Source organism: Quatrionicoccus australiensis (assembly GCF_020510525.1).
GTDB classification, from domain to species: domain Bacteria; phylum Pseudomonadota; class Gammaproteobacteria; order Burkholderiales; family Rhodocyclaceae; genus Azonexus; species Azonexus australiensis_B.
In genome coordinates, this window is record NZ_CP075188.1 from 120,411 (window position 1) to 133,555 (window position 13,145).

The window sequence follows — 13,145 nt, forward strand, 5'->3', positions numbered from 1 at the left end:
TCAGGCGGACCGGATTACCGCCCCTTCCAGCCAGACTTCGAAGGGTTCGCAGGGGGCTACTGCCAGACCCTGGGCGTAACTGATGCCGAGTTCTTCGAGTTGCTGCAGTTTCGCCGGGTCGTTGATGTTGTCGGCGATCGAGTGAATTTCAAGGTCGGCGGTAATTTCCTGCACTGCACGCAGCAGTGCCGTCGAGGCGCGATTGCCACCGAGGTCGCGGGTCAGGCTGCGGCTCAGCTTGACGCAGGCCGGTGCAATGGCGCGCAGGTGGCTGAACGACGAGAGTCCGCCCCCGAAGTCATCGAGCCCGACCTGGCAACCCAGAGCACGGACCTGGCGCGAGAATTCGAGCGCCTGACTGTTGTGGTGCGTCGTCACATCTTCCGAAAAGATCAGGCAAAGCCCGTCGCCCGGCAGGTTGTGGCGGGCCAGGTTGCGTGCAATCAGGTCGATGATTGCGCGGCGGCCCAGTGAAGTGCGGGAGAGCGGGATCAGGCAGTGCAGTTGCTTGTTGTGAAGGCGCGCGCGGTCGATGGCATTGATTGCGGTTTCAATGAAGCGCTGGTCAATGGCGGACGCCAGATCATAGCGTTCAGCCGCATCGATCAGAGCAGAGAGTGCAATCGGGGCTTGCCCGGGTTCATGCAGGCGGGCGCTCAGTTCGACATAGTGATAGCCGGGGGCGCTGTTTTGCAGCGCCTTGAGTGGCAGAGCCTCGATCAGCAGGCGGTCTTCGGCCAGCGCGCCAGCAATGCGTCCAGCCCAGTTGTTGCTCTCCTGGCGACGTTCCGGCACGTTGCTGGTTTCCTGTTCGCAGACCTGGTTGCGACCACTTTCCTTGGCGCGATAGCAGGCTGAATCACTGGCGGCGAGAACTTCATTGATGTTGCGTACCCGCCGGTTGACCGGGGTCAGACCGATACTGGCGCCAATCGCGAAGACCTTGTCCTGCCAGATGAAGCGGTAGGCACCCGCGAGGCCGCAGATGTCATCTGCGACCTGGCGGGCACGGGCGCCGCTGCAGTTGGCAAGGATGATGCCGAATTCATCGCCGCCGAGGCGGGCCAGGGTGTCTTCCTCGCGCAGGCGGCCCTGGAAGAGTTGCGAAATCTGGCGCAGCAGCTCGTCGCCGGCCAGGTGGCCGCAGGTGTCATTGACTGGCTTGAAGCGGTCGAGGTCGAGCAGCAGGACGCTGAATTCCTCGCCGCCGGCCTGGACGGCCGAGAGTGCCTTTTCCAGGCGGTTCTCGAACTCGCGCCGGTTGAGCAGGCCGGTCAGCGCATCATGGCGGGCCTGGAAGGCGAGTTGGGCAGTGGCTTCCTCGATCCGGCTCTGCATCGAGTGATGGACTTCTTCAAGGTGGTTGGCCATCTCGTTGAAGCCATGCTCGAGAATGCCGAGTTCGGCGCTGGAGTGCGTAGGGACGCGCGTGTCGAGGCGGCCCGAGGACATCTCGCGCACTGCCTGGACCAGACGCTTGAGCGGGCGGGCCAGGCTGTCGGCCATGGCAATCGCGAGCAGGGCAATGCCGATCAGACCGATGAAAACAATGACCAATCCACGCAGCAGCAGCTCGCGCTGCTGGTTGATCAGTTCGGTCTTGTCGAATTCGATGAAGACATGACCAATCACCTCCGGCGGGGTTGGTTTTGTGTTGCTCGATACCGGCTCGAACAGCGCGTCACTCTCGTTCTGCGAGCGCAGCACGGGCGCGCCAAAGGCGATCCAGCTTTCGGTTTCGTTGACCATCGTCGGTCCGTCCAGCGATTGGCGAAGGATCTCGCTGGCCAGCGAAACCCGGCCGCCGACGGCAATCGCCCGGCCTTTCGGACTGACAATGATGGTTGCCTTGACGTCGGACTCCTGGATGGTGGTCTGGGCCAGCCCGTGCAGGCTCTCGATCTGCCCGGAAATGATGCCGTATTCACTGATTTGCGCGAGGTAACGCACCGTGGCAAGGGCCTTGGTGCGCAATTCGCCTTCCAGGGTCTGGATGCCGCTCAGCGTGAAATAGGAAACCAGGGTGATGGCGATGGCGGCACTCGGCAGGAGCGAGAGCAGCAAAAGTCGCTGGCGGAGATTGAGGCGAGTCATCGGGCATCCTTGTCGGCGAGCATGGCGCGGCGGATATCGGCTTCGTCGGGGAGATTGAGGTTGAGCGCCTGGGCGACGTTGTGGTTGATCTGGACGGCAAATTGCCCGGGCGGCATTGGGGCCGGCAACGTGTTGTTGAACGCGAGGACAAGCTCGGCGCTCTGGCGGGCAATCTGGGCTGGCGTCGAGTAGAGCGCGGCGAGCGCGCCGGCATTGGCGAGGGCGGCGGAGAAGGCAACCATGGGGCGCTGGTAGCGGTAGGTGGTGACCAGAATGGCCTTGATGTTGTCGCGCTTGTAGATGCTGGTGTCAGGCGTGGCGAGCAGTACGTTGACCCGGGATAACAGCGTGGACAGTGCCGGCAGCAGGGTCCGGTCGGTATCGCTTTCCTCGCTGTCGAGAATCAGGCCGGCCGCGTTGAAGGCATGCTGAAACTGGCTGCTCTGGGCCCGGGTTTCGGCGCTGATCAGCATGCCGATGCGGTTTTTTCCCGGCAGTAACTGGCGCAGGAAGGATGCTTGCCGGGCTGGCGGCTGGTCGAGATAGATGGCGGTCAGGCGCCGGTTGCGGCTGCCGCTCTCGGCGACCAGCTTGTCGTAGGCCTGACGCGGAATCAATGTCGCGATGACTGGTGTGCTGCCGCCGCGGCTCAATAGCTGACGCAAGGCCGTGCTGCCGGCGGCGATGATCAGGTCGGCGCGTTCGGTGCCGTCTTCTGTCGCATCGAGTCCGACCGGGTAGCGGCTCAGTTTCCAGTTGCTGCCATCGAGGGCATCGCGCAGGGTGGTGCTGAATTCGGCATAGGGGCCGGTCGATTCGCTGAGTACCAGCGCGACGTTGCCGGCCCGCGCCAGAGGAACGACCAGAAGAAACACGAAGAGGAGGCGCAGGATGGCCAGAACCATCGGTGCAATATAGCGGGTTGTCCTATGCCAAAGCAATGAGGGATGTCCGCAGGCTTGAGGCGCACATGGTGCCGGGGGCTTGGTCTGGCGGCATATCGGGTGTCCGTCCCCTGTCAATGCAGGCACAGGCCCAATGGTGCTGCGTTCCGGCACGACGGCTCAGCGACCGGCCGGTGCTTCCGCGGGCGGAGCGAAATCGAACAGTTCGAGCAACAGGGGCAGGCCTTCGCTGATCGCGACCGGGCCTGGTGTCAGGATGATCGCCGACTTGATTTCATGCAGGCGGCCGTTTTGCACTGCCGCAACGGTCGACCAGCCGGGACGGGCAGAAATGCGTTCCGGCCGGAAGTGCTTGCCGCACCACGAGCCGATGATGACTTCCGGATCGCGCCGGACGATTTCCAGCGGCTCGGCCAGGATGCGGTCGCGCGCCAGCGGCGAACCGGCGCGTTCGGGAAAGATGTCGGCGCCGCCGGCGATCTCGATCAGTTCGGATACCCAGCGCACGGCGGTGATGTTTGGTTCGTCCCATTCCTCGAAATAGACGCGCGGCCGATGGCCGTTGCGCGCCAGTCGTTCGGCGGCGATGGCTCTGGCAGCCTCGATTTGCGCTTCCAGCTCGGCCACCAGTGCAGCCGCTTTCGCTTCGGCGCCGACCAGCCGGCCCAGGGTTTCGATCATGCCGAGGATGTCGTCCACGCTGCGCATGTTGAAGGCGTATACCGGCACGCCGGCCTTGATCAGGTCGCGTGCGATGTCGGCCTGCAGGTCGGAGAAGGTGAGCACCAGATCGGGCTGCACGGCGAGGATCTTGTCGATGTCGCCGCTGGTGAAGGCATAGACCTTGGGCTTTTCCTTGCGCGCCTGCGGCGGGCGTACCGTGTAGCCGGAAATGCCGGCGATGCGGTCCTGCTCGCCGAGTGCGTAAAGCACTTCGACGGTTTCGGTGGTCAGGCAGACGATGCGTTGCGGCAGGCGGCTCATGCGGGGTTCATTTTGGGCGACGGCTACGTGCGACATCGAGATGCGCGCAAAGTTTCTCGGCGCCATCGAGAATGCGCGGCGTGTGGCGCTGCATGATGTCCGGGTTGATATGGAACAGGTTGCCGCGCTTGACCGCCGTCATGCGCGTCCATTTGTCCCAGTCATGCAGCCACTCCGGCCGGGCGTCACCCATGCCGGTGGCGACGATGGCCTCGGGGTCGGCTTCGAGCACGGCTTCGATGCTGACCGTCGGTGCCATCTTCGACATTTGTCCGAAGACATTGTCGCCGCTGCACAGACGGATGGCATCGGTGATGATCTGCTGGCCGCCGACGGTGACCAGCGGGTTTTTCCAGATCTGGTAGAAGACGCGCACCTTGGGCTTGCCGGCATTGGCGGCGCGCAGTTTTTCCATGCGCTGGCGGAAATTGGCGGCCGCCGCATCGGCAATGGCCTGCGTGCCGGCCAGCTGGCCGAGCTGTTCGAGCTGGACGGCGACATCGGCCATCAGGTTGGGCTGGGTGATGAATACGGTCAGGCCGAGGGCGCGCAGCTTGTCGATCTGGACGGCAGCGTTGCCGCTCTGCCAGGCGATGACCAGATCAGGCTTGAGGGCGGCGATGGCTTCGAGGTCGAGGCGCGAATAACCGCCGACGCGGGTGACTTTCTTCGCCTCCGGCGGATAGTCGCTGTAATCGACAGTGCCGACCAGATAAGCGCCGGCGCCAGCGGCATAGAGACTTTCCGCCGAATGCGGGGCGAGCGTGACGATGCGCCGGGCCGGCGCCTTGAGGCGGACATCCTGGCCGCTGTCGTCGCGCACCACGATATCGGCGTGCGCGGCGGATAAAGCGGCGAGCGTAGCGGTCAACACCGCAAAAAGGCGCATTTTCATGGCTGGCTCCATTCGCCGAGGGCGGCGCCCAGGCGTTGCCAGGCGGTCTCGCTGTCGGGCAGACCAAAGCGCAGCAGCGCCTGTTGTTCGAAACGGCGCACCAGGATGCCGCGCCGGGCGAGAGATTCATGCAGTTCGGCCGGCTGGTCGCAGGTCAGCGTCGCGAACAGCGGCGTGCTCTTGACCTCGCCGTGCGCGCTCAGCAAGGCGTGCAGACGCTGGCTGGCGGCGTGCAGGCGCTCGCGTGCCGCGCTCTGCCAGGCCGTGTCCTGCAAGGCCAGACGTGCCGCGGCACGGGCCGGGCCGGCGATGGTCCATGGCCCCATCGCTTCCTGCATGCGGTTGAGCAAGTCGGATGCGGCAAAAACGAAGCCGACGCGGGCGCCGGCCAGGCCGAAGAACTTGCCGAGCGAACGCAGCACGATCAGGTTGGGCGCCTCCTCGGTGCCGGCCAGGCTGGCCAGGCTTTCCTCCGGCGTCGGATCGATGAAGGCTTCGTCGACGATCAGCCAGCCGCCACGCTTTTTGAGCTGTTGCGCGGCGTCGACCGCGACGGCGCGCGGATGCTGGTCGGCAGTCGGGTTGTTCGGATTGCACAGCAGCACGTAGGGCGTCGCGACGCCCAGGGCGCGGCTCAGCGTCGCGTTCTGCAGAAAGCGCAGGCGATGCCCGGCGCGTTGCCAGGCCTGCGGGTGTTCGGCATAGATCGGGCTGATGCAGGCGACCACGGCGCGCGGCAGCAGGGTCGGCAGCAACTGGATGGCGGCCTGTGAGCCGGCCACCGGCAACAGGTTGGCGTTGCCGTAATAGGCGGCGGCCGCGGCTTCCAGGCCGTCGCCGGCTTCCGGCAGGCGTTGCCAGACTTCCGGCGGCAGCGCCGGCACCGGCCAGGCCTCGGGATTGATGCCGGTCGACAGGTCGAGCCAGTCGGCGAGCGGGATATCGTAGTGGGCTGCGGCTTCGCGCAGGCGTCCGCCATGCTCAAGCATGCAGGGCTCCGGTAATGATGAACAGCACGGTCAACCACAGCCAGAGGCTGTTTTTGACCAGGGAAATGGCGCGCCGCAGGTCGCTGGCGACCGGCGCTGGTCCGGCGCCAAGCGGCGGCCGGATTTCGAGTTCGCCATGATAAACGGCGGCGCCACCCAGCGCGATGCCCAGACTGCCGGCGCCGGCCGCCATCACCGGCCCGGCGTTCGGGCTGTCCCAGCCCGGCGCCTGGCTGCGCCAGCAGGTCAGCGCCAGGCGCGTCTTGCCGAGCAGCGCGTAGGACAGCGCAGTCAGGCGGGCCGGGATGTAGTTGAGCGCATCGTCGAGACGCGCGGCGCAGCGCCCGAACAGGTTGTAGCGTTCGGTGCGGTAGCCCCACATCGCATCCAGCGTGTTGGCCAGGCGAAAGAGCAGGGCGCCCGGGCCGCCGAGCAGCGCAAACCAGAACAGCGCGCCGAAGATCGCATCGTTGCCGTTTTCCAGCAGCGATTCGCAGGCCGCCTTGGCGACGCCGGATTCGTCTAGGGTCGCCGTCTCGCGCGAAACGATCCAGCCGACGCGCTGCCGTGCCGCCGGCAGATCGCCGGCCTGCAATGGCGCAACGATGGCCTCGGCATGTTCGCCCAGGCTCTGCGCGCCGAGCGCAAAATAAAGCAGCACGACATCGACCGCGAACGGCGCCAGCGGCCGCAGGGCAAAAGCCAGCGCCACCCAGGGGCCGACCGCGAGCAGCCAGGCCAGGCTACCGGTCAACAGCGAATTCCGGTTCATTTTGCCTTCCAGCCAGGCGGCCAGATTGCCGAACCCGACCAGCGGATGCCAGCGCGACACTTCGCCGAGCGCCCTGTCGAGCAGCACGGCGGCGAGCGCCGCGAGCGGCATGGCGAAGATGCCGGCGAGTTGGCCGGCAGTTTCGATGGGCAGGCTCATGTCCGCCTCGCCCCGGCCAAAGCGATGATCGAAGTGATCGCCTGGCGGGCTTGCGGGCTGTTGTGCCAGCAGGTCGAGCCGATCATTTGCGCGATGCGCAGCGTGATGACGGCCGGATCTTCGTCGGCCAGTTGGCTCAGGGCCGTGAAACCGAGTTGCTCCAGACGGCCGATCACCGTCGCGCCGACGCCCTTGAGGGCCAGCATGTCTTGCCGCTCGCCGGCGGAAAATCCGGCACTCATTTCGGGAAAATACCCCGCTCCTGGATGTCTGCCTGCAAATCGGCCAGCGCAGCGGTCAACTCCGAATTTTGCCCGGAATCGCCCGCGCCCCACTGCTCGAAATAAACCAGGTCGTTGAGCGGCAGGCGCGGCAGCCAGCCGGCCTTTTCCAGCTCCGGCCGCTCGTTGAAATGGCTGACGTAACCGATGCACAGGTAGGCGATCGGCACGATGTGCTCGGGGATGCCGAGCGCCTGCTGCAAGGCCTTCTCGTGGAAGATGCTGACCCAGCCGACGCCTAGTCCTTCGGCACGGGCGGTCAGCCAGAGGTTTTGCACGGCGCACACGCTGCTGTAGAGATCCATGGTCGGCATGTGCGTGCGGCCGAGCACGACCGGGCCGGAGCGCGTGCGGTCGCAGGTGATGCACAGGTTGAGCGGCGACTCGAGGATGCCCTGCAACTTCAGCTTGCTGTAGATCTCGCGCTTCTCGTCCGGAAACATCCGCGCCGCCTCGTCGTTGGCCTGGCGGAAGACGTCATGCACGCGCTGCTTCACCTCATCCGAACGGACCAGCAGGAAATTCCACGGCTGCATGAAACCGACCGACGGCGCGTGATGCGCCGCCATCAGGATGCGGCTCAGGATGTCATCGGGCACCGGCGTCGGCAAAAACTGGCCGCGCACATCGCGGCGGCTGAAAATGGCGTGATAAACGGCCGCCCGCTCGGCGTCCGAAAAAGCCGGCGCCTGCGGCAAGGACGGGTTTTCCATGGATTCCCCTTCTGGAAAAACGGCACCGCCCGACCAGGGCTGGCCAATTCAATCATCTCCCGGCCGGTCTTCTGACTCGGAATCAAGCGAACGATGCGCCTTCCCGGGTTACCCCAGTGGCCTGTGCATCGCCCATCCTCCTTACAGCGTTGGGCACGTGGCGGAGTTGCACCGCCTTCCCGATTCTCCGTTCGGCAAGGCCGAACGACACCCGGAGATACGAAGGCGAGAGGATATCAGGAGGGGCGGGCGGGGGCGATGGAATTGGCGTTGAATCAATCATCATCAGCCTGATTTGGCTAACTGACCGGGGTCTTGAAGGACTGTTGTATCACCCCGGTGCCGCAAAAACCTGGGCAAACGTAAACGCCTCCTGCGTCGCCCCAAACCGCCGCACCAGCTCCAGCTTTTCCTTCGCTTCCTGCGCCGTCGGCAAGTGGCCGGCGGGGACCCACCACAGTGCGAGCTGGATTTCGTTCATCTTGGCGAACCAGGCGTGGCGGGCACGGATGGTGTCCATATGGACGGTCTTGTAGACGTAATTTTTCAGCGAGCCGACATCCCGCCACAGGCTGACGTTCATGATCACCAGCGGGTCGGCGTAGGGGCGGATCGAGGTGTAGTCGCCGCCGCTGCCGAGCATGCGCCAGATGAAGCCGTCAGCCTGGTCGGCGAGCTGGTTCATGGCGTCGAGCTGATCCATGAAACCGCGCATGACGTCCGTGTCCATCTCGGCCTTGGCGCGGGCGACATTGACTTGGGCGAGGTGGCAGGCGGACATGAGGCGGCTGGCGGGCGTGGCGATGCGGGATATTGTATGCGCCGGTACGGGGCTTGCGCTGCCTGCCTTGTGCGTTGCCGGCGGCATTTTTCTTGGGCGGGGCGGCAAAGCGGTTTATCCTCGCGCCGTTTCCTGGTTACGACGCTTTCACATGCCCTGTTTCTCCCTGATGGTGCAAGGCACCACTTCCGATGCCGGCAAATCGACGCTGGTTGCCGCCCTTTGCCGCATCCTCAAGCGGCGTGGTGTGCGCGTCGCGCCGTTCAAGCCGCAGAACATGGCGCTCAATTCTGCCGTAACCGTCGATGGCGGCGAGATCGGCCGGGCGCAGGCGCTGCAGGCGCTGGCTTGCGGCCTGCAGCCGCATACCGATTTCAACCCGGTGCTGCTGAAGCCGACCACCGACAAGAAGGCGCAGGTCATCATTCACGGCCAGGTTGCCCTCGACCTGAATGCCCGCGATTACCACGAGTACAAGCCGCGCGCGATGCGGGCGGTTTTGGCCTCCTGGGAACGGTTGACCGCCCAGTACGAATGCGTCGTCGTCGAAGGCGCCGGTTCGCCGGCCGAGATCAACCTGCGGGCGCGCGACATCGCCAACATGGGTTTTGCCGAGGCGGTGGATTGCCCGGTGATTATCGTCGCCGACATCGACCGCGGCGGCGTCTTCGCGCATCTGGTTGGTACCTTGGAGCTGCTTTCGCCGTCCGAGCAGAACCGCGTCAAGGGCTTTGTCATCAACCGTTTCCGCGGCGACATCGCCCTGCTCGAACCTGGCCTGGTCTGGCTGGAAGAACGTACCGGCAAGCCGGTGCTCGGCGTGCTGCCCTACCTGCACGGCCTGATGCTCGATGCCGAGGACGCGATTGCGACGGCAGCGGTCGACGGCAAAAAAACGGCCAAATTGAAGGTCGTCGCGCCGGCCTACCCGCGCGTCTCGAATCATAACGACCTCGACCCGCTGCGCCTGCATCCGGAAGTCGATTTCCGCTGGATCGGGCCGGGCGAAACGCCGCCCGCCGCCGACCTGATCGTCCTGCCCGGCTCCAAGGCGGTGCGCGCCGACCTCGACTGGCTGCGCACCCAGGGCTGGGACAAGGCGATCGCCAGACACCTGCGCTACGGCGGCAAGGTGATCGGTTTGTGCGGCGGCTACCAGATGCTCGGTTGCCTGCTGCACGACCCGCAGGGCCTGGAAGGGCAGGCCGGCAGTACGCCGGGACTGGGCGTGCTCGCGGTCGACACGACGCTGGAAGCAGAAAAGCAGCTGCGCAATGTCAGCGGTCATCTGTGCCTGCCGGGCCGCCCGGCGATGACGGGCTACGAAATCCATCTTGGCGTCACGGCCGGCGCCGGTCTGGCTGCGGCGGCAGTCGAGCTCGATGACGGCCGGCAGGATGGCGCCGTTTCGGCCGATGGTCAGATTTTCGCCACCTATTGTCATGGCGTTTTCGATCATCCCGAGGCGTTGACCGCCTTGCTTGCCTGGGCTGGCATGGTCGAGAGCGAACAGGTCGATTTCGCGGCGCGCCGCGAGGCCGATCTCGATCGCCTCGCCGATTCGGTCGAGGCGGCGCTCGACTGGGACAAGCTCAGGCCTTTGTTGCCGGGGATTTAAGGGGCAGCGGCAAGCCGGCGGCGACCAGCGTCACCTGGTCGCAAAGTGCCGCGACGCGCTGGTTGAGGCGGCCCTGCTCGTCGGCAAAGAGGCGCGACACCGGGTGCATGGGCACGATGCCCCAGCCGACTTCGTTGGAAACGAGAATGATGCGGCCGGGCAATTGCGGCAGCAGGTCGAGCAGGGCCTGCGTTTCGGCGTTGAACAGCGGGCAGTCGATGGCGGTGCCGGCCTCGGCCTGGGTTGCCGCCTGGCCGGCAAAAAGCAGGTTGGACAGCCACAGGGTCAGACAATCGACCAGGATGCAGGTGTCCGAGGCTGCCAGCTCACGCAATTTGGCGGCGAGGTGCAGGGTTTCTTCGGCGCAGCCCCAGTCGACCGGTCGACGCTCGCGGTGATGCGCGATGCGCCGGCTCATCTCGCCGTCTCGCGCTTCCGCCGTCGCCAGGTAAACGACGCGCAGGCCGGATTCCGCCGCCCGCTTTTCGGCGAGCAGGCTCTTGCCCGAACGGGCGCCGCCAAAGATCAGTTCTTTCATCCTTGAAACCTCAGTTGGACGAGGCTGTTGGTGCGTTTGGGCGGGATGGCCGGCGCGAAGCGACGATATGGTCCCGGCGCAGCAGGGATCGGTATCCCTTGCGGACGCGGCAGGCTCATGCCTGCAAGGAGGAGCGACAAAGTCGGGCGCCCGACCAGGCGTGCCAGCGGCCGCGTAGCGCTTTCACCTTTTGGGTTAATCACCTCGAAGGCATGGAAGTCAGTGTTCATGCGGTTGGTCACAGATGGATAAGCGGTCAACTGGGGTTTCAAGGATCAGCCGGCACTTTAGGTGATTGCACGGCGTCCCGGCAAGCCGGATAATCCGCCCCGATCCGATGAAACGGAACCCGGTGCGAATCCGGGGCGGGCCCGCCGCTGTAACCGGGGACGACTGCCGCACGATGCCACTGCATGGGGAAACAGACCCGGCGGGAAGGCGCGGCATTCGGCCGATCCGGAAGCCAGAAGACGTATCGGATTGTTCGGGCCGGAAACCTGTGGACAGGGTTTCGTCGTTGCGTTCGCAAGAGCGCGGCGGCGAGGCCCTTTTTGCTTTTTCGAACAGGAAGAATCGGATGCATTCAAAATTCAACATCAGCGCCCCGGATCAGGGGCTGGCCGCTGCCCTGCAGCACAAGATCGACCAGAAGACCAAGCCGCGCGGCGCGCTCGGTCAACTCGAAACGGTGGCCAAAAAGGTCGGCCTGATCCAGCAGCGCCTCGACCCGGAATTCGGCCAGCCCTACATGCTGGTCTTTGCCGGCGACCACGGCGCGGCCAGGGCTGGTGTCTCGGCCTACCCGCAGGACGTGACCTGGCAGATGGTCGAGAATTTCCTTGCCGGCGGTGCCGCGATCAATGCCTTTGCGCGTCAGAACGACCTGCATCTGGCGATCATCGACGCCGGCGTCGCGCATGACTTCGGCAAGCGCCCCGGCCTGATCAACGCCAAGGTAGCGTCCGGCACCGCCAATTACCTGGAAGAACCGGCGATGAGCGCCGAACAATGCGCCACCGCGATCGAGCGCGGCGGCGAGTTCTGCCGCAACCTGTCGCTGAACGGTTGCAACCTGGTTGGTTTCGGCGAAATGGGCATCGGCAATACGGCGGCCGCGTCCCTGATCACGCATTGCCTGACCGGCGCCACGCTGGCCGATTGCGTCGGGCGTGGCACCGGCCTCGACGATGCCGGTCTGGCGCGCAAGCAGGGCTTGCTCGAACAGGCCTTGCAGCGCTACCGCGCCGCCGGTGGCGACAACGATCCGGCGCGCGTGCTCGCCGAATTCGGCGGCTTCGAGATCGCCATGATGGTCGGCGCCATGCTCGGCGCGGCGGAAGCGAAGATGACCATGCTGATCGACGGTTTCATCGTCGGCGCCGCGGCGCTGACTGCGATTCGTCTGGTGCCGGCGGTCGCCGATTACTGCGTCTTCTGCCACCGCTCGGCCGAACCGGGCCACGCGGCGCAACTGCAGGCGCTGGGCGCCGAACCGCTGCTCGACCTTGGTTTGCGCCTGGGCGAAGGCACCGGTGCCGCCCTGGCCTATCCGCTGGTGCTGGCCGCAGTCAATTTCCTCAATGAAATGGCCAGCTTCGAATCGGCCGGTGTGTCGGATAAAGACTGATGCTGCGCCGCGAGCTGGAGTATTTCTTCGGCGCCATCCGCTTCTTCACACGCTTGCCGGTGCCGGCCTGGGTCGGACATTCGGCGGAAGCGCTGAACCGCTCGGCGCGCTGGTTCCCGGCGGTCGGCCTGGTGATCGGCGGGATCGGCGCGCTGGTCTATCTCGCGGCACTGCAACTCTGGCCGCAGCCGGTCGCCGTGCTGTTGTCGATGGTCGCAACGCTCCATGCCACCGGCGCCTTCCACGAGGACGGTCTCGCCGACACCGTGGATGGCCTGGGTGGCGGCTGGGACAAGGCGCGCATCCTCGAGATCATGAAGGACTCGCGGGTCGGCAGTTACGGCGTGGTCGCCACGGTGCTGGCCCTGCTCGGCAAATTCACGCTGCTTGCGGCGCTCGACAGCACGCTGGTGCCGTGGGCGCTGCTTGCCGGTCATGTGCTGTCGCGCTTTTGTGCAGTCACGCTGCTGGCGGGTATGGATTACGTGCGCGAAGACCTGCAGTCCAAGGCCAAACCGCTGGCGACGCGACTGTCCATCGGTCAACTGCTGTTTTCATGGCTTTTTGTGCTGACGGCGCTGGCCGGCTTGCCCATCGCAAAGGCCGTGGCCGGCTGCGCGTTGGCGGCATTGGGCACCGTCTGGCTGGCTGCCAAGTTCAAGCGCTGGCTGGGCGGCTATACCGGCGATTGCCTGGGAGCGACGCAGCAAGTTGCCGAAATCGCTTTCTACCTCGGCTTGCTCGCCCAGTTGCCCGGGTAAATTTGCCGCCTGCGCCGGCTTGGCCGAT

General features: G+C 65.3%; 13 protein-coding genes and 2 riboswitches. Of the genes, 3 read left to right on the forward strand and 10 right to left on the reverse strand.

Going from position 1 to position 13,145, the window contains the following annotated elements; translation table 11 throughout:
• The 9 genes from KI612_RS00575 to KI612_RS00615 all read right to left on the reverse strand — a co-directional run bounded on the left by KI612_RS00575 (nucleotide 1) and on the right by KI612_RS00615 (nucleotide 8,573).
• A complete protein-coding gene (locus KI612_RS00575; protein ID WP_226441886.1) occupies nucleotides 1–2,094 on the reverse strand; it encodes a diguanylate cyclase domain-containing protein in 2,094 nt (697 codons plus the stop codon).
• On the reverse strand, nucleotides 2,091–2,999 hold the full coding sequence (locus KI612_RS00580; RefSeq protein ID WP_226441887.1) for an ABC transporter substrate-binding protein: 909 nt from the start codon (nucleotides 2,997–2,999) through the stop codon (nucleotides 2,091–2,093). The genes KI612_RS00575 and KI612_RS00580 overlap by 4 nt, the downstream gene beginning before the upstream one ends.
• A gap of 159 nt (nucleotides 3,000–3,158) precedes the next feature.
• Nucleotides 3,159–3,983, reverse strand: coding sequence for an ABC transporter substrate-binding protein (locus tag KI612_RS00585; protein WP_226441888.1), 825 nt, complete (start codon nucleotides 3,981–3,983; stop codon nucleotides 3,159–3,161).
• A gap of 7 nt (nucleotides 3,984–3,990) precedes the next feature.
• On the reverse strand, nucleotides 3,991–4,878 hold the full coding sequence (locus KI612_RS00590) for a cobalamin-binding protein (RefSeq protein WP_226441889.1): 888 nt from the start codon (nucleotides 4,876–4,878) through the stop codon (nucleotides 3,991–3,993).
• The gene (cobD, locus tag KI612_RS00595; RefSeq protein ID WP_226441890.1) at nucleotides 4,875–5,867 is read right to left on the reverse strand and encodes a threonine-phosphate decarboxylase CobD; all 993 of its coding nucleotides are present in this window, start codon (nucleotides 5,865–5,867) and stop codon (nucleotides 4,875–4,877) included. The genes KI612_RS00590 and cobD overlap by 4 nt, the downstream gene beginning before the upstream one ends.
• Nucleotides 5,860–6,798, reverse strand: coding sequence for an adenosylcobinamide-phosphate synthase CbiB (cbiB, locus tag KI612_RS00600; protein ID WP_226441891.1), 939 nt, complete (start codon nucleotides 6,796–6,798; stop codon nucleotides 5,860–5,862). The genes cobD and cbiB overlap by 8 nt, the downstream gene beginning before the upstream one ends.
• Nucleotides 6,795–7,040, reverse strand: coding sequence for a hypothetical protein (locus KI612_RS00605; RefSeq protein ID WP_226441892.1), 246 nt, complete (start codon nucleotides 7,038–7,040; stop codon nucleotides 6,795–6,797). The genes cbiB and KI612_RS00605 overlap by 4 nt, the downstream gene beginning before the upstream one ends.
• Nucleotides 7,037–7,792 carry a 5,6-dimethylbenzimidazole synthase gene (bluB, locus tag KI612_RS00610; RefSeq protein ID WP_226441893.1) on the reverse strand — a complete coding sequence of 252 codons (756 nt, stop codon included), beginning with the start codon at nucleotides 7,790–7,792 and terminating at the stop codon, nucleotides 7,037–7,039. The genes KI612_RS00605 and bluB overlap by 4 nt, the downstream gene beginning before the upstream one ends.
• A gap of 44 nt (nucleotides 7,793–7,836) precedes the next feature.
• Nucleotides 7,837–8,022: riboswitch (cobalamin riboswitch) on the reverse strand.
• Between the two features lie 101 nt (nucleotides 8,023–8,123).
• On the reverse strand, nucleotides 8,124–8,573 hold the full coding sequence (locus KI612_RS00615) for a DUF3291 domain-containing protein (protein ID WP_226441894.1): 450 nt from the start codon (nucleotides 8,571–8,573) through the stop codon (nucleotides 8,124–8,126).
• Between the two features lie 151 nt (nucleotides 8,574–8,724).
• Here KI612_RS00615 and KI612_RS00620 point away from each other — a divergent pair, with 151 nt between their 5' ends.
• Nucleotides 8,725–10,191 carry a cobyric acid synthase gene (locus KI612_RS00620; protein ID WP_226441895.1) on the forward strand — a complete coding sequence of 489 codons (1,467 nt, stop codon included), beginning with the start codon at nucleotides 8,725–8,727 and terminating at the stop codon, nucleotides 10,189–10,191.
• Here KI612_RS00620 and cobU read toward each other — a convergent pair.
• Nucleotides 10,166–10,729: a bifunctional adenosylcobinamide kinase/adenosylcobinamide-phosphate guanylyltransferase gene (gene cobU, locus KI612_RS00625; RefSeq protein WP_226441896.1), complete on the reverse strand. Its 564-nt coding sequence runs from the start codon at nucleotides 10,727–10,729 to the stop codon at nucleotides 10,166–10,168. The two genes, KI612_RS00620 and cobU, sit on opposite strands and share 26 nt — an antisense overlap.
• Nucleotides 10,730–11,037: 308 nt before the next feature.
• A riboswitch (cobalamin riboswitch) is annotated at nucleotides 11,038–11,223 on the forward strand.
• A gap of 83 nt (nucleotides 11,224–11,306) precedes the next feature.
• Between cobU and cobT the strand changes: the two genes are divergently transcribed.
• On the forward strand, nucleotides 11,307–12,356 hold the full coding sequence (gene cobT / locus KI612_RS00630) for a nicotinate-nucleotide--dimethylbenzimidazole phosphoribosyltransferase (protein ID WP_226441897.1): 1,050 nt from the start codon (nucleotides 11,307–11,309) through the stop codon (nucleotides 12,354–12,356).
• A complete protein-coding gene (locus KI612_RS00635) occupies nucleotides 12,356–13,117 on the forward strand; it encodes an adenosylcobinamide-GDP ribazoletransferase (protein WP_226441898.1) in 762 nt (253 codons plus the stop codon). Before cobT ends, KI612_RS00635 begins: the two co-directional genes overlap by 1 nt.
• The last annotated feature ends 28 nt before the right edge of the window (nucleotides 13,118–13,145 follow it).

Coding starts and splice junctions, on each gene's coding strand:
- KI612_RS00575 (WP_226441886.1), bottom strand. CDS start 2,094: ATGACTCGCCTCAATCTCCGCCAGCGACTTTTGCTGCTCTCGCTCCTG.
- KI612_RS00580 (WP_226441887.1), bottom strand. CDS start 2,999: ATGGTTCTGGCCATCCTGCGCCTCCTCTTCGTGTTTCTTCTGGTCGTT.
- KI612_RS00585 (WP_226441888.1), bottom strand. CDS start 3,983: ATGAGCCGCCTGCCGCAACGCATCGTCTGCCTGACCACCGAAACCGTC.
- KI612_RS00590 (WP_226441889.1), bottom strand. CDS start 4,878: ATGAAAATGCGCCTTTTTGCGGTGTTGACCGCTACGCTCGCCGCTTTA.
- cobD (WP_226441890.1), bottom strand. CDS start 5,867: ATGCTTGAGCATGGCGGACGCCTGCGCGAAGCCGCAGCCCACTACGAT.
- cbiB (WP_226441891.1), bottom strand. CDS start 6,798: ATGAGCCTGCCCATCGAAACTGCCGGCCAACTCGCCGGCATCTTCGCC.
- KI612_RS00605 (WP_226441892.1), bottom strand. CDS start 7,040: ATGAGTGCCGGATTTTCCGCCGGCGAGCGGCAAGACATGCTGGCCCTC.
- bluB (WP_226441893.1), bottom strand. CDS start 7,792: ATGGAAAACCCGTCCTTGCCGCAGGCGCCGGCTTTTTCGGACGCCGAG.
- KI612_RS00615 (WP_226441894.1), bottom strand. CDS start 8,573: ATGTCCGCCTGCCACCTCGCCCAAGTCAATGTCGCCCGCGCCAAGGCC.
- KI612_RS00620 (WP_226441895.1), top strand. CDS start 8,725: ATGCCCTGTTTCTCCCTGATGGTGCAAGGCACCACTTCCGATGCCGGC.
- cobU (WP_226441896.1), bottom strand. CDS start 10,729: ATGAAAGAACTGATCTTTGGCGGCGCCCGTTCGGGCAAGAGCCTGCTC.
- cobT (WP_226441897.1), top strand. CDS start 11,307: ATGCATTCAAAATTCAACATCAGCGCCCCGGATCAGGGGCTGGCCGCT.
- KI612_RS00635 (WP_226441898.1), top strand. CDS start 12,356: ATGCTGCGCCGCGAGCTGGAGTATTTCTTCGGCGCCATCCGCTTCTTC.